This window comes from Variovorax sp. GW531-E2 (assembly GCF_059423125.1).
On record NZ_JBWKXQ010000021.1, the window covers coordinates 65,356 to 91,076 of the forward strand.

The 25,721-nt window shown below is 69.5% G+C and carries 27 protein-coding genes and 1 pseudogene; 20 read left to right on the forward strand and 8 right to left on the reverse strand.

The window, feature by feature from the left end; genetic code table 11:
* Positions 1 to 70: 70 nt before the first annotated feature.
* Genes AC07XP_RS14695 through AC07XP_RS14715 form a run of 5 tightly spaced genes read left to right on the forward strand, consistent with a single transcriptional unit; the run spans position 71 to position 3,742 of the window.
* Positions 71 to 829 (forward strand): GntR family transcriptional regulator, encoded by a 759-nt coding sequence (locus tag AC07XP_RS14695; protein ID WP_495265096.1) that lies wholly within the window; start codon positions 71 to 73, stop codon positions 827 to 829.
* Positions 826 to 1,623 carry a transporter substrate-binding domain-containing protein gene (locus AC07XP_RS14700; protein WP_095746233.1) on the forward strand — a complete coding sequence of 266 codons (798 nt, stop codon included), beginning with the start codon at positions 826 to 828 and terminating at the stop codon, positions 1,621 to 1,623. Before AC07XP_RS14695 ends, AC07XP_RS14700 begins: the two co-directional genes overlap by 4 nt.
* A gap of 15 nt (positions 1,624 to 1,638) precedes the next feature.
* Complete coding sequence (locus AC07XP_RS14705) at positions 1,639 to 2,301, forward strand: amino acid ABC transporter permease (RefSeq protein ID WP_062475944.1); 663 nt, start codon at positions 1,639 to 1,641, stop codon at positions 2,299 to 2,301.
* Positions 2,302 to 2,319: 18 nt separating this feature from the next.
* On the forward strand, positions 2,320 to 2,973 hold the full coding sequence (locus AC07XP_RS14710) for an amino acid ABC transporter permease (protein WP_495265097.1): 654 nt from the start codon (positions 2,320 to 2,322) through the stop codon (positions 2,971 to 2,973).
* The gene (locus AC07XP_RS14715; protein ID WP_369629633.1) at positions 2,957 to 3,742 is read left to right on the forward strand and encodes an amino acid ABC transporter ATP-binding protein; all 786 of its coding nucleotides are present in this window, start codon (positions 2,957 to 2,959) and stop codon (positions 3,740 to 3,742) included. The genes AC07XP_RS14710 and AC07XP_RS14715 overlap by 17 nt, the downstream gene beginning before the upstream one ends.
* A gap of 33 nt (positions 3,743 to 3,775) precedes the next feature.
* Here the strand turns inward: AC07XP_RS14715 and AC07XP_RS14720 are convergent, their stop codons facing one another.
* Together AC07XP_RS14720 and idi are read right to left on the reverse strand one after the other, a co-directional pair.
* Positions 3,776 to 4,096: a LysR family transcriptional regulator gene (locus tag AC07XP_RS14720; RefSeq protein ID WP_159275929.1), complete on the reverse strand. Its 321-nt coding sequence runs from the start codon at positions 4,094 to 4,096 to the stop codon at positions 3,776 to 3,778.
* Positions 4,097 to 4,494: 398 nt separating this feature from the next.
* A complete protein-coding gene (gene idi, locus AC07XP_RS14725; RefSeq protein ID WP_495265098.1) occupies positions 4,495 to 5,040 on the reverse strand; it encodes an isopentenyl-diphosphate Delta-isomerase in 546 nt (181 codons plus the stop codon).
* A gap of 527 nt (positions 5,041 to 5,567) precedes the next feature.
* Here idi and AC07XP_RS14730 point away from each other — a divergent pair.
* The 11 genes from AC07XP_RS14730 (at position 5,568) to AC07XP_RS14780 (ending at position 13,284) form a co-directional block, all read left to right on the forward strand.
* On the forward strand, positions 5,568 to 6,074 hold the full coding sequence (locus AC07XP_RS14730; protein WP_495265099.1) for a P-loop nucleotide/nucleoside kinase family protein: 507 nt from the start codon (positions 5,568 to 5,570) through the stop codon (positions 6,072 to 6,074).
* 11 nt (positions 6,075 to 6,085) lie between these two features.
* On the forward strand, positions 6,086 to 6,574 hold the full coding sequence (locus AC07XP_RS14735) for a GNAT family N-acetyltransferase (RefSeq protein WP_495265100.1): 489 nt from the start codon (positions 6,086 to 6,088) through the stop codon (positions 6,572 to 6,574).
* Between the two features lie 72 nt (positions 6,575 to 6,646).
* The gene (locus AC07XP_RS14740; protein ID WP_062475964.1) at positions 6,647 to 7,228 is read left to right on the forward strand and encodes a YceB family lipoprotein; all 582 of its coding nucleotides are present in this window, start codon (positions 6,647 to 6,649) and stop codon (positions 7,226 to 7,228) included.
* A complete protein-coding gene (locus tag AC07XP_RS14745) occupies positions 7,225 to 8,229 on the forward strand; it encodes a glycerophosphodiester phosphodiesterase (RefSeq protein WP_495265101.1) in 1,005 nt (334 codons plus the stop codon). Before AC07XP_RS14740 ends, AC07XP_RS14745 begins: the two co-directional genes overlap by 4 nt.
* Positions 8,226 to 8,501, forward strand: a complete 276-nt coding sequence (locus AC07XP_RS14750) for a hypothetical protein (RefSeq protein ID WP_070062497.1) — start codon at positions 8,226 to 8,228, stop codon at positions 8,499 to 8,501. The genes AC07XP_RS14745 and AC07XP_RS14750 overlap by 4 nt, the downstream gene beginning before the upstream one ends.
* 40 nt (positions 8,502 to 8,541) lie before the next feature.
* Positions 8,542 to 8,952 carry a hypothetical protein gene (locus AC07XP_RS14755; RefSeq protein WP_159270866.1) on the forward strand — a complete coding sequence of 137 codons (411 nt, stop codon included), beginning with the start codon at positions 8,542 to 8,544 and terminating at the stop codon, positions 8,950 to 8,952.
* A gap of 200 nt (positions 8,953 to 9,152) precedes the next feature.
* Positions 9,153 to 10,529: a TolC family protein gene (locus AC07XP_RS14760; protein WP_495265102.1), complete on the forward strand. Its 1,377-nt coding sequence runs from the start codon at positions 9,153 to 9,155 to the stop codon at positions 10,527 to 10,529.
* 1 nt (position 10,530) lies between these two features.
* The gene (locus AC07XP_RS14765; protein ID WP_447746243.1) at positions 10,531 to 11,919 is read left to right on the forward strand and encodes a multicopper oxidase family protein; all 1,389 of its coding nucleotides are present in this window, start codon (positions 10,531 to 10,533) and stop codon (positions 11,917 to 11,919) included.
* A 33-nt stretch (positions 11,920 to 11,952) separates the two neighbouring features.
* Positions 11,953 to 12,474, forward strand: a complete 522-nt coding sequence (locus AC07XP_RS14770; protein ID WP_495265103.1) for a cupredoxin domain-containing protein — start codon at positions 11,953 to 11,955, stop codon at positions 12,472 to 12,474.
* Positions 12,475 to 12,495: 21 nt separating this feature from the next.
* Positions 12,496 to 12,945, forward strand: coding sequence for a DUF411 domain-containing protein (locus AC07XP_RS14775; protein WP_495265104.1), 450 nt, complete (start codon positions 12,496 to 12,498; stop codon positions 12,943 to 12,945).
* Between the two features lie 48 nt (positions 12,946 to 12,993).
* Complete coding sequence (locus AC07XP_RS14780; RefSeq protein WP_062475985.1) at positions 12,994 to 13,284, forward strand: copper-binding protein; 291 nt, start codon at positions 12,994 to 12,996, stop codon at positions 13,282 to 13,284.
* A 3-nt stretch (positions 13,285 to 13,287) separates the two neighbouring features.
* Here AC07XP_RS14780 and AC07XP_RS14785 read toward each other — a convergent pair whose 3' ends face one another.
* Positions 13,288 to 14,589, reverse strand: coding sequence for an NAD(P)/FAD-dependent oxidoreductase (locus AC07XP_RS14785; protein WP_495265105.1), 1,302 nt, complete (start codon positions 14,587 to 14,589; stop codon positions 13,288 to 13,290).
* A gap of 40 nt (positions 14,590 to 14,629) precedes the next feature.
* On the opposite strand from AC07XP_RS14785, the gene AC07XP_RS14790 reads away from it, so the two are divergent.
* From AC07XP_RS14790 to pabB, 3 genes and pseudogenes are all read left to right on the forward strand, one after another.
* Positions 14,630 to 15,658, forward strand: coding sequence for a P1 family peptidase (locus AC07XP_RS14790; protein WP_062475992.1), 1,029 nt, complete (start codon positions 14,630 to 14,632; stop codon positions 15,656 to 15,658).
* Between the two features lie 27 nt (positions 15,659 to 15,685).
* Positions 15,686 to 17,068 (forward strand): TAXI family TRAP transporter solute-binding subunit, encoded by a 1,383-nt coding sequence (locus tag AC07XP_RS14795; protein ID WP_070062490.1) that lies wholly within the window; start codon positions 15,686 to 15,688, stop codon positions 17,066 to 17,068.
* A gap of 24 nt (positions 17,069 to 17,092) precedes the next feature.
* Positions 17,093 to 18,849: pseudogene (gene pabB / locus AC07XP_RS14800) on the forward strand (aminodeoxychorismate synthase component I).
* Positions 18,850 to 18,924: 75 nt separating this feature from the next.
* On the opposite strand, the gene ettA reads toward pabB, so the two are convergent.
* Entirely contained in the window at positions 18,925 to 20,586 is a 1,662-nt protein-coding gene (gene ettA / locus AC07XP_RS14805) for an energy-dependent translational throttle protein EttA (protein WP_062475998.1), read from the reverse strand.
* A 294-nt stretch (positions 20,587 to 20,880) separates the two neighbouring features.
* On the opposite strand from ettA, the gene AC07XP_RS14810 reads away from it, so the two are divergent.
* Positions 20,881 to 22,596: a DEAD/DEAH box helicase gene (locus AC07XP_RS14810; RefSeq protein ID WP_495265106.1), complete on the forward strand. Its 1,716-nt coding sequence runs from the start codon at positions 20,881 to 20,883 to the stop codon at positions 22,594 to 22,596.
* 109 nt (positions 22,597 to 22,705) lie between these two features.
* Here AC07XP_RS14810 and AC07XP_RS14815 read toward each other — a convergent pair whose 3' ends face one another.
* From AC07XP_RS14815 to AC07XP_RS14830, 4 genes are all read right to left on the reverse strand, one after another.
* Positions 22,706 to 23,491 (reverse strand): SDR family oxidoreductase, encoded by a 786-nt coding sequence (locus AC07XP_RS14815; protein WP_495265107.1) that lies wholly within the window; start codon positions 23,489 to 23,491, stop codon positions 22,706 to 22,708.
* Positions 23,492 to 23,534: 43 nt separating this feature from the next.
* Positions 23,535 to 24,185 (reverse strand): LPS export ABC transporter periplasmic protein LptC, encoded by a 651-nt coding sequence (gene lptC / locus AC07XP_RS14820; RefSeq protein WP_062473614.1) that lies wholly within the window; start codon positions 24,183 to 24,185, stop codon positions 23,535 to 23,537.
* Positions 24,182 to 24,730: a KdsC family phosphatase gene (locus AC07XP_RS14825; RefSeq protein WP_062473615.1), complete on the reverse strand. Its 549-nt coding sequence runs from the start codon at positions 24,728 to 24,730 to the stop codon at positions 24,182 to 24,184. Before AC07XP_RS14825 ends, lptC begins: the two co-directional genes overlap by 4 nt.
* Positions 24,730 to 25,721 (reverse strand): KpsF/GutQ family sugar-phosphate isomerase (locus AC07XP_RS14830; protein ID WP_495265108.1); only part of this gene is annotated, 992 nt, incomplete at its 5' end. The genes AC07XP_RS14825 and AC07XP_RS14830, both read right to left, overlap by 1 nt.

Consider the following 25,721-nt stretch of genomic DNA (forward strand, 5'->3'; position numbering starts at 1 on the left):
CGCGGCCGGCCCATTTCGGTGCACACAGCTTGCATACCAGTTGGCACGGAAGCTGCTGATATGCAGGCCTATGGCCATCTCCGCATCCGAAATCAGTGCACGCATCGTCGAAGCGGTGATGGCGCAGAAGCTCGCGCCCGGCGCGCGCCTGGGCGAGCAGCCACTGGCGATGCTGTTCGACTGCAGCCGCACCATCGTGCGCGAGGCGCTCACGCGGCTGGCCGCGCGCGGCATCGTCACGGTGAGCGCGCGGCGCGGCTGGTTCGTCATCGAGCCCTCGCAGGACGAGGCGCGCGAGGCCTTCGAGGCGCGGCGCGTGATCGAGCTCGGGCTCATCCGCAGTACCGACAAGATCGACAAGGCCGCCCTGCGCCAGCTGAAGGCGCACCTGCAACGTGAAAAGGCCGCACTGAAAGAGAGCGACGTCGGCCACCGCAGCTTCCTGCTGGGCGACTTCCATGTGTGCCTGGCCGAGTGCCTGGGCAACACGCTGCTGGCCGACACGCTGCGCGACTTCACCGCGCGCACCACACTGATCGCCATGCTCTACCAGAGCACGCACGACGCCGTGCAGTCGTGCGAAGACCACGTGCAGATCGTCGCAGCGCTGGAGCGCGGCGACCACGCCGCCGCCGAGGCGCTGATGGCCGAACACATCGGCACGGTGCAGTCGGCGCTGCGCGTGCAGGCGCCCGCCGACCCGCTCGCGCAGCTGCGCGATGCGCTGGCACCGCTGAACAACACCCCCACACCGAAGCGCCGCCGCAAGGCGGCGCCCGCCGACGACGCCGCCACCGATTCATCGACCTACCTAGGAGCCCTGCTATGACCTCTTTCGCCTCCCGCCGTCTTGCCCTCGCGCTGGCCAGCGTCGCCCTGCTGGCCGCCACCGGCGCCGCCCAGGCGCAGAACGCGCTCGACAACGTGCTCAAGGCCAAGACGATCAAGATCGCCGTGCCCACCGACTACCCGCCGTACGGCTCGGTCGACCGCAACATGCAGCCGCAGGGCCTCGACGTCGAGATGGCGCAGCTCGTCGCCGCCAAGCTCGGCGTGAAGGTCGAGCTGGTGCCGGTGACCAGCGCCAACCGCATTCCCTACCTGCAGACGCGCAAGGCCGACCTCGTGATCTCCACGCTCGGCAAGAACGTCGAGCGCGAGAAGGTGATCGACTTCAGCGCGGCCTACGCGCCCTTCTTCCAGGCCGTGTATGCGGCCAAGAGCATGAAGCTCACCAGCTTCGCCGACATGGCCGGCAAGACCGTCGCCGTGACGCGCGGCGCCATGGAAGACCAGGAACTGAACAAGGTGGCGCCGCCGAACGTCGACTACCGTCGCTTCGAGGACAACAACGCGACGATCGCCGCCTTCGTGGCCGGCCAGACGCAGACCCTCGCCACCAGCGCGGCGGTGGCCGGCGACATGCTCGCGAAGAACCCGAAGGTGAGCGCCGAGTACAAGCTGCTGCTCAAAGACAGCCCCTGCTTCATCGGCATCGCCAAGGGCGAGACCGCATTGAAGACCCGGGTCAACGAGATCATTGCCGCCGCCAAGAAGGACGGCACGCTCGACGCGATGTCCAAGAAGTGGCTCGGCAAGGCGGCCGGCGACCTGCCGGTTTGATCGAAGGGCGCGGCCATGGGCATTGAATTCGACTTCGGCGCGGTGCTCGCCGAATGGCCGCTGCTGCTGCGCGGCGTGGCATGGACGCTGGGCCTCACGGCCGTGGGCACCGTGCTCGGGCTGGCCGTGGGCACGCTGTGCGCGTGGGCCCGCTCGGGCGGGCCGGCGTGGCTGCGCGCGCTCGTGGGCGCGTACGTGGAGCTGATCCGCAACACGCCCTTCATCGTGCAGCTGTTCTTCATCTTCTTCGGGCTGCCGGCCGCGGGCGTGAAGCTCTCGCCCGAGGTGGCGTCCGTGATCGCGATGGTGATGAACCTGGGCGCGTATTCCACCGAGATCATCCGCGCTGGCATCGAGGCCACGCCCAAGGGGCAGATCGAAGCCGCCGTGAGCCTGGCGCTCAGCAAGGCGCAAGTGTTCCTGCGCGTGGTGCTGCCGCCGGCGCTCAAGAAGGTGTGGCCCGCGATGGTGAGCCAGATCGTCATCGTGATGCTGGGCTCGGCGGTGTGCGGGCAGATCTCGACCGAGGAGCTGAGCTATGCGGCCAACCTGATCCAGAGTCGCAACTTCCGCGCCTTCGAATCCTTCATCGTCGCCACGCTCATCTACCTGGCGCTGGCCGTGGCGCTGCGCCGCCTGCTCCAGTGGGCGGGGCCGCGCTTCTTCTTCGGCCGCTGACCGCGAGGCCCCTGCACCATGGTCGATTTTTCTTTGTGGGACATCCTGCGCAACCTGCTGATGGCGCTGCGCTGGACCGTCGTGCTCTCGCTCATCGCCTTCGTCGGCGGCGGAATCGTGGGCGCGCTGCTGCTGTTCGCGCGGCTGCGCGGCGGCAAGACGGCGCAGCGGGCCGTGGGCCTGTACGTGCAGCTGTTCCAGGGCACGCCGCTGCTGATGCAGCTGTTTCTCGCCTATTTCGGCATCGCGCTGTTCGGCATCGACGTGTCGGCGTGGACCGCCGCGAGCGTGGCGCTCACGCTGTACACCAGCGCCTTTCTCACCGAGATCTGGCGCGGCTGCGTGGCCTCGATCCCCAAGGGCCAGTGGGAGGCCTCGGGCAGCCTGGCGCTGAGCTTCGGCGAGCAGATGCGCCACGTCATCCTGCCGCAGGCCGTGAAGATCGCCATCGCGCCCACCGTCGGCTTCCTGGTGCAGGTGATCAAGGGCACGGCGCTGGCGTCGGTGATCGGCTTTGTCGAACTCACCAAGGCCGGCAGCATGATTTCGAACGCCACCTTCCAGCCCTTCGTGGTGTTCAGCTGCGTGGCCCTGCTTTATTTCGTGCTGTGCTTCCCCGTGAGCCTGTACGCCAAGACCCTTGAGAGGAAGACCCATGGCCGCCGTGCTTGAACCAACACCACAACCCGAAGCCGCACCGTTCGCGGCGCCCATCGTGCGCATCACGGCGCTGCGCAAGTCCTACGGCACGAACGAGGTGCTCAAGGGCATCGACCTGGACGTGAAGCGCGGCGAGGTGATCGCCATCATCGGCAAGAGCGGCTCGGGCAAGAGCACGCTCCTGCGCTGCATCAACGGGCTCGAGGTGTTCCAGGAGGGTGCGCTCACGGTCGACGGCAAGCCGCTGCTGCACGAGAGCGCGATGGCCATGCGCACGCTGCGCCAGCGCGTGGGCATGATCTTCCAGGGGTTCAACCTGTTCCCGCACCTCACGGTCGGCAAGAACGTGATGCTGGCGCCCACGCTGGTGAAGAAGCGATCGTCGATGGAGGCGGCCTCGCAGGCGCGCAAGCTGCTCGAACGCGTGGGCCTGGCCGAGAAGTTCGATGCGATGCCCGAGCAGCTGTCGGGCGGCCAGCAGCAGCGCGTGGCCATTGCCCGCGCGCTCGCGATGGAGCCGGCGGTGCTGCTTTGCGACGAGATCACCTCGGCGCTCGACCCCGAGCTGGTGGGCGAGGTGCTGCGCGTGGTGGAGTCGCTGGCCGACGAAGGCATGACGCTGTTGATGGTCACGCACGAGATGAGCTTTGCGCGCAAGGTCAGCGACCGCGTGATCTTCATGCACCAGGGCCGCGTGCACGAGATGGGCCCGCCGGCGGAACTGTTCGGTGCGCCGCAGACGCCGGAGCTGAAGCAGTTCCTGTCGTCGCTGCACGACTGACCGCGCGCTTGGCAGCGGCAGCAGCGGCCGCCGCTACAGGTGCTGCGATTCGTCGATGCCCAGCCGCAGCCCCGCGGCCAGCGGCGGCACCAGCCGCCCGCCGCGCCGCTCGACCTCTTCGCCCGCCTTCAGCAGCTGCTGCACCTGCTGGAAGAGTTCGTCGCCGGCCGCGGTCAGCTGCACGCCCTGCTGGCTGCGCGCGAACAGCGCGTGCCCGAGGATGCCTTCGAGCTCCCTCACGCGGGCCGTGATGGCCGGTTGGCTGACAAAGAGGTGGCGGGCCGCCGCGTTGACGGAGCCCAATGTCGCGGCCCAGTGAAAGGCCTCCAGTTGCCGGAAGGTGATGCGTAACACCGCAGCCCCCTTTCAGCCGGGGGCTGTCGTGGACGTGCAGGGGTACACCGCGGCCTGTTCGCTCTTCTGCTTCATGTCTGCCTTCTTTCAAAGCAATTCAATCGCATCGAATGGCGAGAAGGCCACGCAACGGGGAATTCTAATTGCGTGAATTCCCATGACCACGGACGCAAACCACGGATCCAATCCAATTCAACAGAGGTGATTCCTTCTCATCAAATCCTTGAATTAACCGACTCCCAGGCTTGTAAGGCATCGCCGGGAGTGAATTGAGAATTTAGTGCAATCACAGTTCCCGTTAAAGAGAATTTTTTTGATATAGAACTTTGGCAGTAAGTGCAATTCGACCGAAAGCCACTGGAATCGGTGGGCCTTGCGGGCCTGGCCGGGGCCGCGCTTCAATGCGTCGTCAATGCGCGCTCCCGCCAGGCCCCCAGGCCTTCCGGCCCGAAGCGCTCGGCGATGCGGTGCAGCCAGATGGTGAAGTGCGCCGGGGCCCGCGCCAGTTCGCGGTGCAGGTCGGGCAAGGCCAGCCATCGCCACTCGCGCACCTCGCCGGGGTCGGGCTGCGGCAGGTCGTGCGCGATGCCGACGAACACGTGGTCGTACTCGTGCTCGACCAGCTCCGCGGACACCGCCTCCCGGTAGAGAAAGGCCGTCACCGGCTGCAGCGCGCACCGCAGGCCCAGCTCTTCGTGCAGCCGCCGCAGGGCGGCCGCGCCGGTGTCCTCGCCGGGGCGCGGATGCCCGCAGCAGCTGTTGCTCCACAGGCCGGGCGAGTGGTACTTGCCCAGCGCGCGCTGCTGCAGCAGCACCCGGCCCTGCGTGTCGAACAGGAAGATCGAGAACGCCCGGTGCAGGATGCCCTCGCGATGGGCATTCATCTTTTCGACCGCGTGCAGCGGCCGGTCTTCGGCGTCGACGGCGATGAGGAATTCGTCCATGAGCTGCTCCAGAAGTGAGGGCCCGGAGCCTCGCGGCCCTGCGATTTCCGTGGCCTGGCGGCTTCGAAAAAACCGGTTCGCTTCTTTAGCACGTATTTTTTGCCAGACCGCAATAAGAAATTCAAATTAGTTCGAACTGATTACATCGACGAAGAATATAAAAAATGGAATAAACACAAATAATTACACAGATAACAAAAATATCGAATCCGATTAACAAATGAGCCCAAATCGCCCCACAGGTATTTCTTGCGCATTTCGAACCGTGGTTCCTGGTTCGCCCCTCGCGGCCCGGTCAACGGCGCGCCATCGGCAACGCGTGATCGCCGGCGCTTTCCCGCGCGCCCCGGGCCGGGTTAACCTCGCCCTCCATGGCCCGCCTTCGCACCGCATCGATCATTCGCCCGCTCTCGCGAGAGCGGGCGAGCTAGCGCACGGTTCGAAACCACGCCATGCAACCCGCCCCAGGAGGCGGGTTTTTCTTGTCCGTCTCCCGAGGTCTGTTCCCCCCACCCGCAGGAGACCGAATGACACCGACACCCCTCACATCTCCCCCGCCCGTGCTGCACATGGTCTGCGGCAAGATCGGCGCCGGAAAGTCCACGCTGACCCGGCGCCTCGCGCAGGCGCCCGCCACCGTGTGCATCAGCGAGGACACCTGGCTCGCCGCGCTCTACCCCGGTGAAATCCACGCGCTGCCCGACTACGTGCGCGCCGCCGGCCGGCTCAAGCAGGCGATGGGCGAGCACGTCTGCGCGCTGCTGCGCGCCGGCGTGTCGGTGGTGCTCGACTTTCCGGCCAACACGGTGAGCCACCGCGCCTGGGCGCGCGGCCTCTTCGAGCAGGCCGGCGCGGCGCACCAGCTGCACTTTCTCGACGCGCCGGACGCGGTCTGCAAGGCGCGGCTGCGGGCGCGCAACGCGTCGGGCGAGCACCCCTTCGAAACCTCCGACGCGCAGTTCGACCTGATCACCCGCCACTTCGTGCCGCCCACGGCCGAGGAAGGCTTCCACGTGATCCGCCACGATCGGTAAGCTGCGCGCCGATGCACATCGAACCCGCCCTTTCCACCGAAGCGCCCGCCGTCGCGGCCGTGTTGACCGAAGCCGCGCAATGGCTCGCCGAGGGCGGACGCCCGCTCTGGAGCGCCGCCGACACCGGCCTCGAACGCATCCAGCGCGACACCGACGCCGGCCGCTACGTGGTGGCGAAAGAGAACGGCGACTGGGCCGGCGTGATGCGCCTGGACCTGGAAGACCCGTCGTTCTGGCCCGAGATCGCGCCCGGCAGTTCGCTCTTCGTCCACAAGCTGGCCGTGCGCCGCGCCTGGGCGGGCCGGGGCGTGTCGCGCACGCTGCTGGGCCATGCGCGCGACCACGCCCGCGCGCTCGGGCGCCCCTGGCTGCGGCTGGACTGCGTGGCCGACCGCACCGCGCTGCGCACGCTGTACGAAGGCTTCGGCTTCGCGCTGCACAGCTGCATCGACCTGCGCGGCGGGACGTTTGCGCGCTACGAACTGCGCGTCGACGGCTGACCGTCCGACACGCCGACGCGCGCCTTCGGCGCTGGCGGGAACATCGCCGCCTGTGGCAAGCTCGCAAGCTCCATGACCGACCGAATCCCGCCCTCTCATTTCCGCCGTCGGGTGCTGCGCGCGCTGCTGGGCGCCGCCGCCCTGCCCGCGCCGTTCGCGGCGCTGGCCGGCTTCAACTTCTTCACCAACGAATACACCGCCACGCGCGAGGAGCTGCAGTCGCAGATCGCCAAGCGCTTCCCGGTGGCCGAGCGCTATGCCGAGATCTTCATGGTCGGGCTGCGCGACCCGCAGCTGGGCCTGGACGGACGCGCCAACCGCGCGGCCATCACGGCCACGCTGACCATCGCCAGCCCGCTGCTGGCGGCGTCGCCGGTGCAGGGCGTGGTGTCGGTGAGCAGCGCGCTGCGCTACGACGCGGCGGCACGCGCGCTGCGGCTCGATCAGCCCAAGGCCGAGCGGCTCGAGCTGCAGGGCGTGGAAGGCCGCGACGCCGAGCGCCTGCAGAAGGTCGGCGCGGTGGTCGCGCAGGAACTGCTGCAGGGCCAGATCCTGCGCAGCTTCACGGCCGACGAGCTCACGGTGGGGCGCAAGACCTACGAGGTGGGCGACATCACGGTGCAAGACAACGGCATCAAAGTGCAACTCAAATGAAACAACGCACCGCCTTCCTCCTGATCGCCGCCGCCCTGCTCGGCGCCGGCTGCGCCGCCATCGCCCCCACGGTGAAGCAGCATTTCGACCTGCAGGCCCACCGCGGCGGACGCGGCCTGGCGCCCGAGAACACGCTGGCCGCGTTCTCCAACGCGATGGACCTGGGCGTGACCACGCTCGAACTCGACATCGGGCTCACGGCCGACGGCGTGGTGGTGGTGTCGCACGACACGGCGCTCAACGCCGACCACACGCGCGACGCCCGCGGCGCCTGGCTCACGGCCAAGCCCGCCCCTTCCGTGCGCTCGCTCACGCTGGCGCAGCTGCAGACCTACGACGTGGGCCGCCTCAACCCCGAGAGCAACTACGGCAAGCAGTTCGCGCTGCAGCAGCCGCGCGACGGCGAGCGCGTTCCCACGCTGGCCGCGCTGTTCGCGCAGGTGCAGGCGCGCGGCGCCGATGCCGCGCGGGTGCACTTCAACATCGAGACCAAGATCGACCCGACCAAGCCCGACGAAACCGCCGCGCCCGAGCCCATGGTGCGCGCGCTGCTGGCCGAGATCGACAAGGCGAAGATGGGCGACCGCGTGACCATCCAGAGCTTCGACTGGCGCACGCTCGCGCTGGTCGGCCAGCTCGCGCCGCAGCTGTCGCGCGCCTACCTCACCACGCCCCGCACGCTGAAGGACAGCCGCTGGACCGCCGGCCTCGACCCCGCGCGCTTCGCCTCGGTGCCGCAGTTGGTGAAGGCCGCGGCCGGAGCATCGGCCGGGCCGGTGATCTGGTCGCCGGCGCACGCCGACCTGGGCGCCCCCGCGATCCGCGAGGCGCAGAAGCTCGGCATGAAGGTCGTGCCCTGGACCGTGAACCAGCGCGCCGACATGGTGCGGCTCATGGACGCGGGCGCCGATGGCCTGATCACCGACTACCCCGACGTGTTGCGCGACCTGATGCGCGAACGCGGGCTGGCACTGCCACCACCAGCGAAGGCCACCTCATGAGCACCGTGACGCAACTCGACACCATCGCCTCGGGCATCGCCGCGCTGCAAGGCGGCGGCGGCTCGGTCGCCACGCTCTCCACGGCCGCGCGCGCCAGCACCGAGCTGCTCGGCGCCCTGCCGCCGCGCTACGGCGAGGTGCTGCTGAACCTGCTGGACCGCCTCGAATCGAGCGCGCTCTTCAGTGAGGAAAGCTGCTCGTTCAGTCAGAAAGACCTGCTCGACAACCTGCAGGTGTGGGTCGACAAGGCCCGCGGCCAACTGGTGTCTTGAGGCGCCGGCGCCCCGCCCCGGTTTATCATCGCGCCCAACCATGCGCACCCTGCTGCTCGCCCTCATGATCGCCCTGCTGCCCATCCGCGGCTGGCTCGGCGACGCCATGGCGCTCGAGATGGTGCGGCATTCGCTGCCCGCCGCCGAGGCGGTGGTGGCTGCAGCAGCCGGCATCGCCGAATCGCACTGTCATGACGCCACCATGGAGGCCGACACCGGCCACGACATGGCGGCCATGCACGACAACAGCAGCGATTCGCAGCAGTCCCACGGCACCGACCACGCGAACTGCGGCACCTGTGTCGCCTGCCAGGTCTGCCACACGGTGGCGCTCGGCGGCATGCCGCTGGTCGACACCCCGCATGCGGCGCCCCAGGCGCCGCCGGCCGCGCACGCGGCCCGCTTTGCAAGCGCCGAGCCCGTCCTGGGCTTCAAGCCGCCCATTTCCTGATCTTCCTGCCCGTAGTCCGTCCGCAGTGAGCCCTTCCCGGCTCGCAGCGTTCGCCGTATTGCCCATGGAGATCGCTCGTGAATTCCCTTGCTCGCCGGCCGTATGCCGGCATCCCCTGCTATCGAACAGATAGCCCGCCCCCCGGGCGAAAAAGTCATCTTTCACTTCTACGAACCGCCGCTGCGCTGGCCGCTGCGCTGGTGCTCGCCGGCTGCGCCAGCCTGTCGCCCGACGGCGGCACCGGCGACGTGCAGGCGCTGGTCGACGGCAACCCGCTCATGGCGGGCGCCACGGCCCAGCGCAAGCCGGACGACGCCTCGCAGCAAAGCGTCGACGCGCTGCTGGCCAAGCCGCTGGACGCCGAAGCCGCCGTGCGCATCGCGCTCGTCAACAGCCCGCGCGTGCAGGAGGCCTTTGCCACGCTCCAACTGAGCGACGCCGACCGCGTGCAGGCCGCGAGCCTGCCGAACCCGGTGCTGTCCTTCAGCCGCCTGGCGCAGGGCAGCGAACGCGAGTTCGAGCGCATGCTGACTTTCAACGTGGTGGGCCTGCTCACGCTGCCGTGGCAGGCGCGCTGGGCCGGCCAGCGGCACGAAGCCGCCAAGCTGCAGGCGGCGCAAAGCGTGCTGCTGCTGGCCGCCGACACCCGCCGCGCCTGGGTGCGCGCGGTGGCCGCGCAGCAGAGCGTGAGCTACCTGCGCGATGCGAAGGACGCCACCGAGGCCGGCGCCGAACTGGCGCACCGCATGGCCAAAGTCGGCAACTGGAGCGCGCTGCAGCGCACGCGCGAACAGCTGCTGCTGGCCGACGCATCCGCGCAGCTCGCACGCGCCGAGCAGGCGGCCGTGGCGAGCCGCGAACAGCTCACGCGCCTGCTGGGCCTGAGCGGCGCGCGCATCGGCTACACCCTGCCCGATCGCCTGCCGCCGCTGCCGAAGGCCGCGCCCGAACTCGGCGACGTGCAAGCCCTGGCGCTGCGCGACCGGCTCGACGTGCGCTCGGCGCAGGCGCAGAACACGGCCGTGGCCGGCTCGCTCGGCCTCACGCACGCCACCCGCATGATCAATGCGATGGAACTGGGCGTGGTGCGCAACACCACCTTCGAGAACGATGCCGATCGCTCGAAATCGACCACGCGCGGCTTCGAGCTCGAGCTGCCGATTCCGATCTTCGACTGGGGCCAGGCCCGCAGCGGCCGCGCCGAGGCGCAGTACCTGCAATCGGCCGCGCGTGTGCGCGACGTGGGCGTGCTCGCGGCCAGCGAGGCGCGCGAAGCCTGGCAAGGCTGGAACACCGCCTACGCCCTGGCGCGCCGCTACCGCGACGAGGTGCTGCCGCTGCGCAAGCAGGTCAACGAGGAGATGGTGCTGCGCTACAACGGCATGCTCGCCAGCGTGTGGGAGCTGCTCGGCGAAACGCGCGCCAGCATGCTCGCCGTGAACGCCGGCATGGAGGCCCAGCGCGACTTCTGGCTGGCCGACACCGATCTTCAACTGGTGCTCACGGGCAGCTCGCCCGGCGGCATGACGGCTCTGCAAACTGCCGCCACCAACGAACCTGCGGCGGGAGGCCACTGACATGAACCGTCGCAACTTCTTTGCGGGCGCCGCCACGGCCGTGGCCGCCACCACCGTGAGCCGCGTGAGCATGGCCGCGCTGCCCGAGCCGGTGACACAGGCATCGACCGCCACCGCACCGCCGCTGGTGCCGCCGAACGGCCGTCCCTACAACCCCGTCGTCACGCTCAACGGCTGGACGCTGCCCTGGCGCATGAACGCCGGCGTCAAGGAATTCCACCTCGTCGCCGAGCCCGTGGTGCGCGAGATGGCGCCCGGCTTCAAGGTCAACATGTGGGGCTACAACGGCCAGTCGCCGGGCCCGACCATCGAGGTGGTCGAGGGCGACCGCGTGCGCATCTTCGTGACCAACAAGCTGCCCGAGCACACCACCGTGCACTGGCACGGCCAGCGCCTGCCCAACGGCATGGACGGCGTGGGCGGCATCACGCAGCCGCACATTCCGCCGGGCAAGACCTTCGTCTACGAGTTCACGGCGCGCCGCCCCGGCACCTTCATGTACCACCCGCACGCCGACGAGATGGTGCAGATGGCGATGGGGATGATGGGCTTCTGGGTCACGCACCCGAAGGCGGAGCATCCGCTGATCGAGAAGGTCGACCGCGACTTCTGCTTCCTGCTCGGCAGCTTCGACGTGGAGCCCGGCAGCGCCACGCCCAAGGTCAACACCATGACCGACTTCAACATCTGGAGCTTCAACAGCCGCGTGTTCCCGGCCATCGACACGCTCAACGTGCGCCGTGGCGACCGCGTGCGCATCCGCGCCGGCAACCTCACGATGACCAACCACCCGATCCACATCCACGGCCACGAGTTCGAGGTCACGGGCACCGACGGCGGCCCCGTACCGCGCACCGCGCGCTGGCCCGAGGTGTCCGTCGATGTCGCGGTGGGCCAGATGCGGCAGATGGAGTTCATCGCCGACGAGGAAGGCGACTGGGCGCTGCACTGCCACAAGGCACACCACACCATGGGCCCGATGGGCCACGACGTGCCGACCATGATCGGCGTGGACCACAAGGGCGTGGCCGAAAAAATCAAGAAGCTCGTGCCCGACTACATGGTGATGGGCGACAAGGGCATGGCCGACATGGGCGAGATGGAAATGCCCATTCCCGAGAACACCGTGCCCATGATGACCGGCACCGGCCCCTTCGGCTCGGCCGAGATGGGCGGCATGTTCACGCTGCTCAAGGTGCGGCGCGACCAGAAGCCGGGCGACTACCGCGACCCGGGCTGGTTCAAGCACCCGGCCGGCACTGTCGCGCGCGAGGTGTCGGCCAGCGGTGCGCCCGTGGCGCCGCGCAAGACGGGCGCCGCGCCCGCCAGCCCCGACAGCGGCAGCGCCACCGTGCGCAAGCCCTCGGGCCATGGAGCCCACAACCACTGATCGCATCGATCCAACTTTTTTGAGATTCCATTCATGAACACCCGTTTCTCCACCCTCGTCGCCGGCCTCGCACTCGCAGCCGTCACCACGCTCGCCACGGCCCACGAAAGCCACGCACCCGAAGCCGGCAAGGCCGCCGCCGCCTCGCTCGCGCCCGAGCAGAAAGCCTGGGGCATCGCCGGCAAGGCCAGCGCCGTGAAGCGCACCATCGACATCGCGATGGCCGACGACATGACCTTCACGCCCTCGGTCCTGGAGGTGCGCGAAGGCGACACCATCCGCCTGCGGCTGAAGAACCGCGGCAAGGACCTGCACGAGCTGGTGCTTGGCACCACCGCCGTCATCGAGGACCATGCCGCCATGATGAAGAAGCACCCCGGCATGGAGCACGACGAGCCCTGGATGGCGCACGTGCAGCCGGGCAAGACCGGCGAACTGATCTGGACCTTCAACCGCGCCGGCGACTTCGACTTCGCCTGCCTCGTGAAGGACCACTACGAACTCGGCATGGCCGGCCGCGTGCGCGTGCGGGCCGCTGCCGCGCCCGCACGATGACCCACTGAAAGGAAACCCACCATGCAACGACGAACCCTCCTGAAACTCGCCGCCGCCACCGCGTCCCTGCCGCTCGCCGCGCAGGCCGCCGCGCCGATGGTCGAGATCTGGAAAGACCCGAACTGCGGCTGCTGCCAGGACTGGGTCAAGCACCTCAACAAGAACGGCTTTGCCACGCGCGTGCACGACGAGGGCAACGGCCCCGCGCGCGAGCGGCTCGGTATTCCAGTCAAGCTGGGTTCGTGCCACACCGGCCGCGTCGGCGGCTACGCCATCGAAGGCCACGTGCCGGCGCGCGAGATGCAGCGCCTGCTGAAGGAAAAGCCCAAGGCCATCGGCCTGGCCGTGCCCGGCATGCCGATCGGCTCGCCCGGCATGGACGGCCCGGCCTACGGCGACCAGCGCGACGCCTACGACGTGCTGCTGGTGCTGACCGATGGCAGCACGCGCGTCTTCCAGAGCTACCGCTGACCCCCTCTTTACCCTTCATCCCATCCAAACCAGGAAGGAACACCGACCATGAAAAAAGTCCTCACCGCCCTCTCCACCCTCGTGCTCGCCGCCGCGGCGTTCGCGCAGGCCGCGCTGCCCCAGGTCGACGGCGAAGTCCGCAAGGTCGACACCGACGCCAAGAAGATCACCCTGCGCCACGGCGACATCCCGAACCTCGAGATGACTGGCATGACCATGGTGTTCCGCGTGAGCGACCCGGCGCTGCTCGCCAAGGTGAAGGCCGGCGACAAGGTGAAGTTCACCGTCGACAAGGTCGACGGCGCACTCACCGTGCTGTCGATCACGCCGGCGAACTGAACCTCAGGACCTGAAGCGCCCCGGATCGAAGGGCGCCAGCGGTATCTCCGGCGCAACGCCCGCCAGCAGTTGCGCCGCCAGCCGCCCGGTTCGCGCCGAACCGCACAGGCCGACGTGGCCATGCCCGAAGGCCAGCACGATGTCGCCGCTGGCCGCCGACGGGCCGATGCACGGCAGGCCGTCGGGCAGGCTCGGGCGGTGTCCGAGCCAGTGCGCCACCGAAGGCGCACCGGGCGCGGGCGGTGCCAGCGACGGGAACATCGATTGCAGGTGCGCGTGCAGGATTTCGGCGCGGCGCCAGTCGGGCGCCGCTTCGAGGCCCGCGATCTCCACCTGGCCCGCCGCGCGCAGGCCGCCGTCCATCCAGTGCGCGATGAGCTTGCCGTCGGCCACCATGGTCGGCGTGCGCGGGCCGGCCGTGGCGGCTTCGAGCACCACGTGGTAGCCGCGCTCGGACTCCAGCGGCACCGCCGAGCCTGCCGCCGCGGCCAGCGGGCCCGAGCGCGCGCCGGCGCAGATGGCGGCGCCGTCGCAGGCGATCTCGCCGGCCTCGGTGCGCACGGCGCGCAGCCGGCCGCCCTCGATGCGAAAGCCGGTGGCCCGCGCGGCGACGCGTTCGGCGCCCGCGTCGAGCGCATGTTGAGCGAGGGCCGCCACGTAGGCGCCCGGGTTGCGGCAGTGCCCGGCTTCGGGCACGAAGATGCCGAGCGTGTAGCGCGCGGCCAGATCGGGCTCGCGACGACGCAGTTCGTCCGCCGGCCATTCTTCCCACTGGACACCGGCGCGCCGACGCACGCGCCAGCCCAGCGCGTCGCCGTCGAACTCGGCGCGCGAACGGTAGGCATGCAGCAGCCCGCGCCGTTCGATGAGCTGCGGCACGCCGGCCTCGGCGGCCAGTTGCGCATGCAGCGCGGGCGCGTCGGCCAGCAGCGTGCGCAATGCGTCGGCGGTGCGCTGCACGCGCGCCTCGGTCCAGCCCGAGGCCAGGTAGCGCAACAGCCACGGCAGCGCGCGCGGCAGGTGGCGCCAGCGCAACGCCAGCGGCCCGAGCGGGTCGGCCAGCCAGCCCGGCACCTTGCGCCAGGCCCCCGGCAGCGCGGGCGGCACCACGGAGTGCGATGACAGCCAGCCGGCGTTGCCGTAGCTCGTGGCCTGCGGGCCACCCGGCTCGCCGGGCTCCACCAGCGTCACGCGCAGGCCCGCGCGCAGGGCCTCGATGGCGGTGGCGCAGCCCACCGCGCCCGCGCCGATCACCACCACGTGGCGGCGGCCGCCCTCGGGGGAGAAACTTCTTGCAACTGTCATTGTGGGGATCGTAAAGGTCGCGGTCCCATAATCGGCCGCCATGTCCGCTGCGTCTTCTTCCCCCTCTTCTCGCGCCGGTGCCATCACCGACGTCGCCGGCATCGAAGTCGGCCATTTTTCCGACACCCGCCGTCCCACCGGCTGCACCGTGATCATTGCGCGCGACGGCGCCGTGGCCGGTGTCGATGTGCGCGGCGCCGCGCCCGGCACGCGCGAGACCGACCTGCTCTCGCCCGGCAACCTCGTGCAGGAAGTGCACGCCGTCATGCTCGCGGGCGGCAGCGCCTGGGGCCTGGCCGCCGCCGAGGGCGCGATGCGCTGGCTCGAAGAGCGCGGCGTCGGCATGGACGTGCGCTTCGGCACCCTGCCCATCGTGCCGGCCGCCGTGCTGTTCGACCTGCCGATGGGCGACGCGCGCATCCGCCCCGACGCGGCCGCGGGCTACGCCGCCTGCGAAGCCGCATCGACCGATGCGCCCGCCGAAGGCAACGTGGGCGCGGGCACCGGCGCGCTGGTGGGCAAGCTGTTCGGCGTGCACCGCGCGATGAAGGGCGGCATCGGCACCGCCTCGGTCACCGTGGGCGGCGTCACGGTCGGCGCACTCATCGCAGTCAATTCGCTGGGCGACGTGATCGACCCCGACACCGCCCTGCCCGTGGCCGGCGCGCGCACCGAGGACGGCAGCGCCTTGCTCGACACGCGCCGCGCGCTGCTGCGCGGCGAGCTGCCCAAGCCGCTGCTGGCGGGCACCAACACCACCATCGGCGTGATCGCCACCGACGCGGTGCTGACCAAGGTGCAGGCCAACCGGCTCGCCATGGTGGCGCACGACGGCCTGGCGCGCGCCATCAATCCGGTGCACACCATGAGCGACGGCGACACGCTGTTCGCGCTGGCCACCGGCCGCGTGCCGCTCGAAGGCGATGCGCCCGGCATGACCGTGCTGAGCACCATGGCCGCCGAAGCCACCGCCATCGCCACCGTGCGCGCCGTGCGCGCCGCGCGCGCGATGACCGTGGGCGAGCTGCACATTCCCTGCGCCGCCGACCTGGCCGCACCGCGCGGCTGACGCGCGCACCGCACGACGAGGCACCCCATGGCGTTTCCCCGCACCCTGAAGCTGATCCTGCTGTCGATCCGCGACCTGATCGCCTCGGCCGGCCCGATCGTGTTCATCGTCATCGGCCTGCTGATTGCGGCCTACTGGTGGCTGCAGCCGCAACCGCCCAAGCACGTGACGCTGGCCACCGGCCCCACGGGCAGCGCCTATGCGCAGTTCGGCAAGCGCTACGCCGACGCCCTGAAGCACAGCGGCATCACCGTCGAGCTCAAGGCCACCTCAGGCTCGACCGAGAACCTGCAACTGCTGCGCACCGGCGGCGCCGACGTGGCCTTCGTGCGCGGCGGCAGCGCCGACCCGGTGGCCGACGAAGAGGCCGGCCTGCGCTCGCTGGGCGCGCTGTTCTTCGAGCCCATCTGGCTCTTCTACCGCACCGACACCGCGCAGAAGATCGATCGCAAGACCGGCACGCTGACCTCGCTCACGCAGCTGCGCGGCCTGCGCGTGAACGTCGACCTGCCCGGCAGCGGGCTGCCCGAGATCATGGAGCGGCTGCTCAAGGCCAACCGGCTCGGGCCCGACGACCTGCTGCTGTCGAACCTCGAGCAGGCCGCTGCCGCCGAGGCGCTGCAGGCCGGGCTGCTCGACGCCATCGTGCTGTTCTCGGCCCCGCAGTCGCCACAGGTGCAGCGCCTGCTGCGCGCCGGCGACATCCAGCTCATGGACTTCGGCCAGGCCGAGGCCTACACGCGGCGCTTTCCGTTCCTCTCGGCCGTGTCGCTGCCGCGCGGCGTGGTCGACCTCTCGAAAGACCTGCCGCTGCACGACGTGTCGCTGCTGGCCGCCACCACCTCGCTGCTGTCGCGCGACGAGACCCACCCGGCCCTGCGCCAGCTGTTCGCGCAGGCCGCGCAGACCGTGCACAGCGACGCCGGCTGGTTCAATCGCGCGCGCGATTTCCCCAACACCCGCACCAGCGAACTGCCCGTGAGCCCCGAGGGCGACCGCGCGATCAACGGCACGCCGCCCTTCTGGCAGCGCTACCTGCCGTTCTGGGCCAGCAACCTGGTCGAGCGCATGTGGCTGGTGCTGGGCGGCGTGCTGGTGCTGATGCTGCCGCTGAGCCGCGTGATCCCGCCGCTGTACCAGTTCCGCGTGCGCCGCCGCGTGTTCCGCTGGTACGCGCGGCTGCGCGACATCGAGGCCAAGGTGGACGGGCGCCAGAGCCAGGCCGAGCGCGACAAGCTGCTGGAAGAACTCGACGACCTCGACCGCGTGGTCAACAAGGTGGCCGTGCCGCTGTCGTACGCCGACGAGCTCTATGCCCTGCGCAACAACATCTACGCGGTGCGCAAGCGGGCACTCGCGGGCTCGGCGGGCGCAGCAGCAGCAGCCGCGCCGGTCCGCGCGGCCACCTGACAAAAAGGCCCGGGCGCGCGCTTGCTGTCCACGCTGATCGATTTCGCCGACCCGCGCACCGACGGGGCGACCCGGCTGCGCACTGCCTTCGGTGCGCCCGTGCGTGTGCTGGTCGCCCATGCACCGCACGAGGTGCGCCCTGTGCTGGAGGCCGTCGAGGCGCTGGCCCGCGAAGGTCGCTGGTGCGTCGGCCACCTGCGCTACGAGGCCGCCGCGGCCTTCGACCCGGCGTTCGAGGTGCATGCACCCGACGGGCCGCTGGCCTGGTTCGGCGTGCATGACGAGGCGTTGCCATGGCCGGATGCGCCGGCACCCGCTGTAGCGCCCGTCGCGTGGACGGCCGAGCTGTCGCGCGAGGCTTTCGACCGCAATATGGCCGCGATCCACCGCGCCATCGCCGACGGCGTGCTGTACCAGCTCAACTACACGGCGCCGCTGCGCGCCACTTTCGACGGCGACGCGCAGGCCTGGTTCCATGCGCTGCGGCAGGCGCAGCCCAACGGCTACGGCGCCTTCATCGACACCGGCGACGAACAGGTGCTGTCGGTGTCGCCCGAGCTGTTCTTCGACCGCGACGGCGACCGCATCCTCGTGCGCCCCATGAAGGGCACCGCGCCGCGCGGCGCCACGCCCGCCGAGGACGCGGGCCACGCGCTGCGGCTGCGCACCGTGCCCAAGGAGCGCGCCGAGAACGTGATGATCGTGGACCTGATCCGCAACGACCTCTCGCGCGTGGCCCAGCCCTTCTCGGTGCGCGTGCCGCGCCTCTTCCACACCGAGGCGCTGCCCACCGTGTGGCAGATGACCTCCGACGTGGAAGCCCGCCTGCGCGAAGGCACGACGCTGGCCGACCTGTTCGCGGCGCTGTTCCCCTGCGGTTCCATCACCGGCGCGCCGAAGGTGAGCGCCATGCGCATGATCCGCGCGCTGGAGCCCGACGCGCGCGGCGTGTACTGCGGTGCCGTGGGCGTGGTGCGGCCCGGCGGGCACGCGACCTTCAACGTGCCGATCCGCACCGTCACGCTGCGCGGCAACGCCGCGCGCTGCGGCATCGGCAGCGGTATCACGGCCGATGCGCAGGCGGATGCGGAGTGGGACGAGTGGCGGCACAAGCGCGCCTTTCTCGGCGCGGCGGTATCTTCGCAACCATGACCTCCTTCGAGCTGCTCGAAACCCTGGCGCTAGCCGATGGCGTACTGCGCGATGCGCCTGCGCACCTGGCCCGCATGCATCGGGCGGCTGCGCACTTCGGCTATCCGTGGCACGAAGCGCAAGTGACGGACCGCCTGGACCAGTTGCGCACCACGCATGCCGCAGGCACATGGCGCGTGCGCCTGCTGCTCGACGCGCAAGGCCAAGCGCGCGCCGAAGCCTTCGCCATGGACGCCCCGCCGCCGCGCGTGCGCCTGCAGCTGGCCGCGCGCGCTTTCGACGAGGCCGACAGCGAGTTCTCGCGCTTCAAGACCACGCGCCGCGCGCACTACGAAGCCTTCGCGCCCACCGAGCCGGGCGTGTTCGACACGCTGCTGTGGAACCGCCACGGCGAGATCACCGAATGCACGCGCGGCAACATCGCGCTGCAGCTCGACGGCCGCTGGGTCACGCCGCCGCTGCACTGCGGGCTGCTCGACGGCATCGGCCGCGCCCGCCGGCTGCGCGAAGGGCAGCTGACCGAAGCGGTCGTGCGCGTGGACGACCTGCCCCGCGTCGAGGTACTCGCCTTCGTCAACAGCCTGCGCGGCTGGCTCGACGCCGACCTCGTCGACCACGACGCTCCCTGAACGACAAAGCGCGCGGCCCCTTGCGGAACCGCGCGCTCTGGTCGTCGAAGCGGCCGAAGCCGCCTGCGTCCTGTCTTACTTGAGGGCCTTGTAGCGCATGCGCTTGGGTTTTGCGCCTTCTTCGCCCAGGCGCTTCTTCTTGTCGGCTTCGTACTCCTGGTAGTTGCCGTCGAAGAAGGTCCACTGGCTGTCGCCTTCGGCCGCGAGGATGTGCGTGGCGATGCGGTCGAGGAACCAGCGGTCGTGGCTGATGACCATCACGGTGCCGGCGAACTCGAGCAGCGCGTCTTCCAGGGCGCGCAGGGTTTCCACGTCCAGGTCGTTCGACGGTTCGTCCAGCAGCAGCACGTTGCCGCCCGCGATCAGCGTCTTGGCCAGGTGCAGACGGCCGCGTTCACCGCCCGACAGCGTGCCGACCTTCTTCTGCTGGTCGGCACCATTGAAGTTGAAGCGGCCCGCGTACGCGCGGCTGGCCATCTGGAACTTGCCGACGTTGATGATGTCCAGGCCGTTGGAGATGTCTTCCCACACGGTCTTGTCGGACGCCAGCTCGTCGCGGTGCTGGTCGACGAAGGCCATCTTCACGGTCTGGCCGATGACGACCTCGCCCGTGTCCGGCTTTTCCTTGCCCGCGAGCAGCTTGAACAGCGTCGACTTGCCCGCGCCGTTCGGGCCGATGATGCCGACGATCGCGCCCGGCGGTACGGTGAAGCTCAGGTTGTCGATCAGCATGCGGTCGCCGAAGGACTTGCTGACGCCGTGGAACTCGAACACCTGCTGGCCCAGTCGCTCCGCCACAGGAATGAAGATTTCCTGCGTTTCGTTGCGCTTCTGGTATTCCATGTCGCTCAGCTCTTCGAAGCGGGCCAGGCGCGATTTGCTCTTGGCCTGGCGTGCCTTCGGGTTCTGGCGCGACCACTCGAGTTCCTTCTTCAGGGCCTTGGCGTGGGCTTCTTCGCTCTTTTGCTCCTGCGCCAGGCGTTCGCCCTTCTGCTCGAGCCAGGTGCTGTAGTTGCCCTTCCAGGGAATGCCGCGACCGCGGTCCATTTCCAGGATCCACTCGGCGGCGTTGTCCAGGAAGTAGCGATCGTGGGTGATGGCCACCACGGTGCCCGTGAAGCGCTGCAGGAACACTTCGAGCCACTCCACCGATTCGGCGTCCAGGTGGTTGGTCGGCTCGTCGAGCAGCAGCATGTCGGGCTTGGACAGCAGCAGACGGCACAGCGCCACGCGGCGCTTTTCACCGCCCGACAGCAGGCCGATCTTGGCGTCCCACGGCGGCAGGCGCAGTGCGTCGGCGGCGATCTCGAGCTGGTGCTCGGAATCGGTGCCGGCGGTGGCGATGATGGCTTCGAGCTGGGCCTGCTCGGCGGCCAGCGCGTCGAAGTCGGCATCTTCGGCACCGTAGGCGATGTACACCTCTTCGAGGCGCGCCTTGGCCGCGAACACCGCGCCCATGGACTCTTCGACCGATTCGCGCACCGTGTGCTCGGCGTTGAGCTTGGGTTCCTGCTCCAGGTAGCCGATCGTCATCCCCGGCATGGGCAGGGCCTCGCCCTCGAATTCCTTGTCCACACCCGCCATGATCTTGAGCAGCGTGGACTTGCCCGAGCCGTTCAGGCCGAGCACGCCGATCTTGGCGCCGGGGAAGAAAGAGAGCGAAATGTCCTTCAAGAGCTGCCGCTTGGGCGGCACGGTCTTGCTGACGCGGTTCATCGAATAGACGTATTGAGCCATCTGTGAATGATTACCTTGGGTAGCTTGGGATTTGCGTAAAAGCACGGTCGTCCGGACAGTGATCCGGGCGCGGCGAACCCATGATTATCGACTCATGCGACAATAGTCCTCGTTGCCGGGTCCAGTTGCCCGCAAACCGGCTCTCTGCCGGGGACGAAGAAAACCCCAAATCACCGCGGGTCTTCCGGCTCCCACCTCTGACCTTCATCTGCCTTGACTGGCTCGGCGTCACCCCAAAACGACGCCTGGCGGGCCGATGCCACTGCGCCGTGTATGGCGCTTGTTGTTTCCACAATGAATTTTGACGAACTGAAGCTGGCTCCCGCCATCTTGAAGGCTGTGCACGAGCATGGCTACGACACCCCCACCCCCATCCAGGCGCAAGCCATTCCCGTGGTCCTCGACGGCCACGACCTGCTGGGCGGCGCCCAGACCGGCACCGGCAAGACCGCGGCCTTCACCCTGCCGATGCTGCACAAGCTCACCATGAGCCGCAGCGCCACCAACAAGTTCGGCGGCATCGGCATCCGTGCCCTCGTGCTGACCCCCACGCGTGAACTCGCGGCCCAGGTCGAAGAGTCGGTGCGCACCTACGGCAAGTACCTGCAGCTCGACTCCACCGTGATCTTCGGCGGCGTGGGCATGAACCCGCAGATCAGCAAGCTCAAGAAGGGCGTCGACATCCTCGTGGCCACCCCCGGCCGCCTGCTCGACCTGCAGCAGCAGGGCATGCTCGACCTGAGCCAGGTCCAGATGCTGATCCTGGACGAAGCCGACCGCATGCTGGACATGGGCTTCATCCACGACGTGAAGAAGATCCTGGCCCTGGTGCCCAAGGAAAAGCAGAGCCTGCTGTTCTCGGCCACCTTCAGCGACGAGATCCGCGACCTCGCCGGCTCGCTGCTCAAGAACCCGCAGAGCATCCAGGTCACGCCGCGCAACACCACGGTGCAGCGCATCACGCAGGTGATCCACCCCGTGGGCCGCGGCAAGAAGAAGGCGCTGCTCGCGCACATCATCAACGAGAACAAGTGGAGCCAGGTGCTCGTGTTCACGCGCACCAAGTTCGGCGCCAACAGCGTGGCCGAATTCCTCACCAAGAACGGCATCGAGGCGATGGCGCTGCACGGCAACAAGAGCCAGAGCGCCCGCACGCAGGCGCTGGCCGGCTTCAAGAGCGGCGACATCCGCGCCCTGGTGGCCACCGACATCGCCGCGCGCGGCATCGACATCGACGAGCTGCCGCACGTCGTGAACTACGAAATCCCGAACGTCAGCGAAGACTACGTGCACCGCATCGGCCGCACCGGCCGCGCCGGTTCGAGCGGCGAGGCCGTGAGCTTCGTGTGCCTGGACGAAGAAGGCTTCATGCAGGAAATCGAACGCTTCACCAAGCAGACGATCCCGGTGCAGAAGGTCGAGGGCTTCGGTCCTGAAGAAGGCGAACGCGCCGAGCCGATCGCCATGGGTCGCCAGACGATCTGGGGCGGCGCCGGCCGTCCGCCGAGCCGCGAAGTCATGCAGGCAGCCGCCAAGGCCGCACGCACCGAAATGATGTCGCGCATCCGCGAGAACAAGGCCGGCCAGGGTGGCGGCAACGGCGGTGGTGGCGGCGGCAATGGCGGCGGTCAACGCCGCGGTGGCGGCCAGGGCGGCGGTCAAGCCCGCAATGCCAACGGTGGCGGCCAAGGCCAGGGCCAGGGCCCGCGTGGCCAGGGCGCAGCCCGTCCCGCACAGGGCCGCGGCCCGCAGCAAGGCCAGCCGCGCGCACCGCAGCAGCCCCATCACCACGCCCCGCACGAAGAGCGCCAACCGCGCCATCACGGCAACAGCCACAGCCCGACGCAGGCCAACCAGGTCGCACACCTGCGCGCCGAAGCCGTTGCAGGCGGCGGCGCCGGCCAGCCGGACCCGCTGCGCACGAGCGTCGACCACATGGGTGGTCGCGGTCGCGGCGGCCGTCCGGGCGGCGGTGGCGGCTACGGCGGCGGCGGCAACGGTGGGTACTGAACCCCGTTCACTCCTTCGCATGCCTCACGGCACACAAACACAAAAGGCTCCCTCGGGAGCCTTTTTCTTTGCCTGCGTGCTGTGCCCGCTGTGCAATCGGCAATGAAGCTCAGGCTTCGCCGCTGCGCTTCTTGCGCTCCCGGCCCTGCACCGCGCGGTCGAGCACGGCATTGGGCAGCAGGCGCATGACCTTGGCGACCACGCCCATCTGCCACGGAATCACGCGGTAGCTCGTGCCAGCCTCGATGGCGCGCAGCGCCTGGGCTGCGAAATCCTCGGGCTGCATGAGAAAGGGCATGCCGTAGCGATTGCCCTGCGTCAGCGGCGTGTCGATGTAGCCCGGGCAGAGCGTGACGACCTTCACCCCGCTGTTGTGCAGTTCCCCGCGCAGGCTCTCACAGTACGCGACCACGCCGGCCTTGCTCGCGCAGTAGGCGCCGTGCCCCGGCAGCCCGCGGATGGCGGCGACGCTGCCGATGCCCACGAGCCGCCCGCTGCCGCGCTGCACCATGGCCTGCACGAAGGGATGGAAGGTGGCGGCCAGCCCCACGTTGTTGACGGCGAAGGTGCGCGCCAGCACGTCGAGGTCCGAACGCTCGGCCGTGTCGATGCCGATGCTGATGCCTGCGTTGGCGATCACCACGTCGGGCACGCCCTGGCGCGCGATGCAGTCGGTGCCGGCGGCCACGATGCTGTCGGTGTCCGCCACGTCGGCGCCGTAGACCTGGTAGCGGCCCGCGTCCAGCTGGCGGCCCGTCGCCCAGGTTTCGATCTCGCCCGTGCGCCGCGCGACCAGCGCCAACCGGTAGCCCGCGTCGTAGAAGCACGCGGCCAGGGCCTGGCCGATGCCGCTGGAGGCGCCGGTGATGAAGACGAGCGGTGCGGCGGTGGTCATGCGTGGATCGTCTCCCGGGAACTTGTTCTTGTGTGGCAGCCGCTCAGCGCGGCTTGCCTGCGGCGGCCGACGGCACCAGCACGCCGCGCACGCGGCCCGTGAGGTTGGCCACGCCGCTCAGGTTGTCGTAGTCGAGCGTATCGCCCGTGAACTGGTCGCTGCCGCGGATGAGCGTGACCGGCTTGTTCGACTGCACCTTCTCGGTGTCGAGGAACGCATGCAGGAACTCGCCGCGAAACTCCAGCCGCGGCGTGGCCTTGCCGCTCGCGCTCACCGCGGGTTCGCGGATCACGATCGCGTTGCCGAACAGCTGGATCTCGCTGCCGTCGGAATTCGACAGCCCCCGGTTCGCCGACGAGCGCGTGACCAGCCCCTCGGGCGACACCGAGCGCATGCGCACCTGGTCGACCTCGATGGTGTCGGTGTCCGGGTAGTGCCGCCCCTCGGTGCCGTGCAGCTCGCTGCGCAGGTCGCCGTTGGGCAGGAAGTTCTTGATGACGAAGTCCCGCATGAAGTAGTCGGGCTCGTGTGTGGGCGCCGCCTTGACGGTGGGCTCCAGCAGCTTGGGCGCATTGCGCACCAGCCAGTAGGTGCCCAGCGCCACGCCCGCCATCAGGATGATCGGCAGGTAGATGGTGGTGCGGTCGAGCACATCGCGCGTGAGGTGCCAGGCGCGTCGCAGCTGCGGGCTCATGGTCGGGGGCCCAGGGCAGCGTCGAGCAGCGGGCGGTACTGGCCGCAGGCCGTCAACAGCAGGTCGCAGAATTCGCGCGCCGCGCCTTCGCCGCCGCGTGCGGTGGTGACGTAACGCGCCACCGCGCGCACCTCCGCGTGCGCATTGGCCGGCGCCGCCGCGAAGCCGACGCGGGTCAGCACCGGCAGGTCGGGCCAGTCGTCGCCGATGGCGGCAGCCTGCGCCCAGGTGAAGCCCAGCTGCTTCAGCATGGCCTCGGCGGCGGGCAGCTTGTCTTCGGTGCCGTAGCGCACGTGCTCGATGCCCAGCGCCTCGAGCCGCACGCGCAGCGGCTTGGAGTCGCGCCCGGTGATCACGGCCGGCGTGATGCCGGCCTTGCGCAGCAGCTTGAGGCCGTAGCCGTCGAGGATGCTGAAGCGCTTGAGCGTCTCGCCGTGCTCGGTGAAGTACACGCCGCCGTCGGTCAGCACGCCGTCGATGTCGAAGAAGACGATGCGCACGTCTTGCGCGGCCAGCAGGGTCTCGGCCTGGAAATCAAGCGGCATCAGATGACCTTCGCGCGCATCAGGTCGTTGGTGTTCACCGCGCCGACGATCACCCCCGCGCCGTCGATCACGAACAGGCGGGTGATGCCGCATTGCTCCATGAGTTCGGCCGCCTCCACCGCCAGCGCGTCCACGCGGATGGTGCGCGGGTCGCGGTGCATGATGTCGGCCGCCTTGGGCGTGCGCAGGTCGGCGCCGGCCTCGATCAGGCGGCGCAGGTCGCCGTCGGTGAAGATGCCCAGCGCCCGGCCGTCGGGCTCGACCACCGCGGCGGCGCCGAAGCCCTTGATGCTCATCGCGCGCATCAGCTCGCTGACGGTGGCCGTCGGCGGCACGCACGGCACCTCGTCGTCCGAGCGCATGACGTCGCTCACGTGGGTGAGCAGCTTGCGGCCCAGCGCGCCACCGGGGTGCGAGCGGGCGAAATCTTCGGAGCCGAAGCCGCGCGCATCGAGCAGGGCCACGGCCAGCGCGTCGCCCATGGCGATCTGCGCGGTGGTGCTCGCGGTGGGCGCGAGGTTCAGCGGGCAGGCTTCCTTGGCGACGCCGGCGTCGATCACGATGTCGGCATGGCGCGCCAGCGTGGAGTCGGGGCGGCCGGTCATGGCGATCAGGGGCACGCCCTGGCGCTTGACCACCGGCAGCAGCACGGTGAGTTCGTCGACCTCGCCGCTGTTGGAGATGGCGAGCACGAGGTCGACCGCCTTGATCATGCCGAGGTCGCCGTGGCTGGCCTCGGCCGGGTGCACGAACATCGCGGGCGTGCCGGTGGAGGCGAGGGTGGCGGCGATCTTGCGGCCGACATGGCCACTCTTGCCCATGCCCATCACGACCACGCGGCCGCGCACTTCGAGGATCTTGCGCACGGCCTCGACGAAACTCGGGCCGACGCGGGCCTTCAGGCCGAGGACGGCTTCGGCTTCGATGTCGAATGTGACGCGTGCCCGGGCCAGGATGGCGTCGGGGTCGACCACGTGGGTCGGGGCGGGGC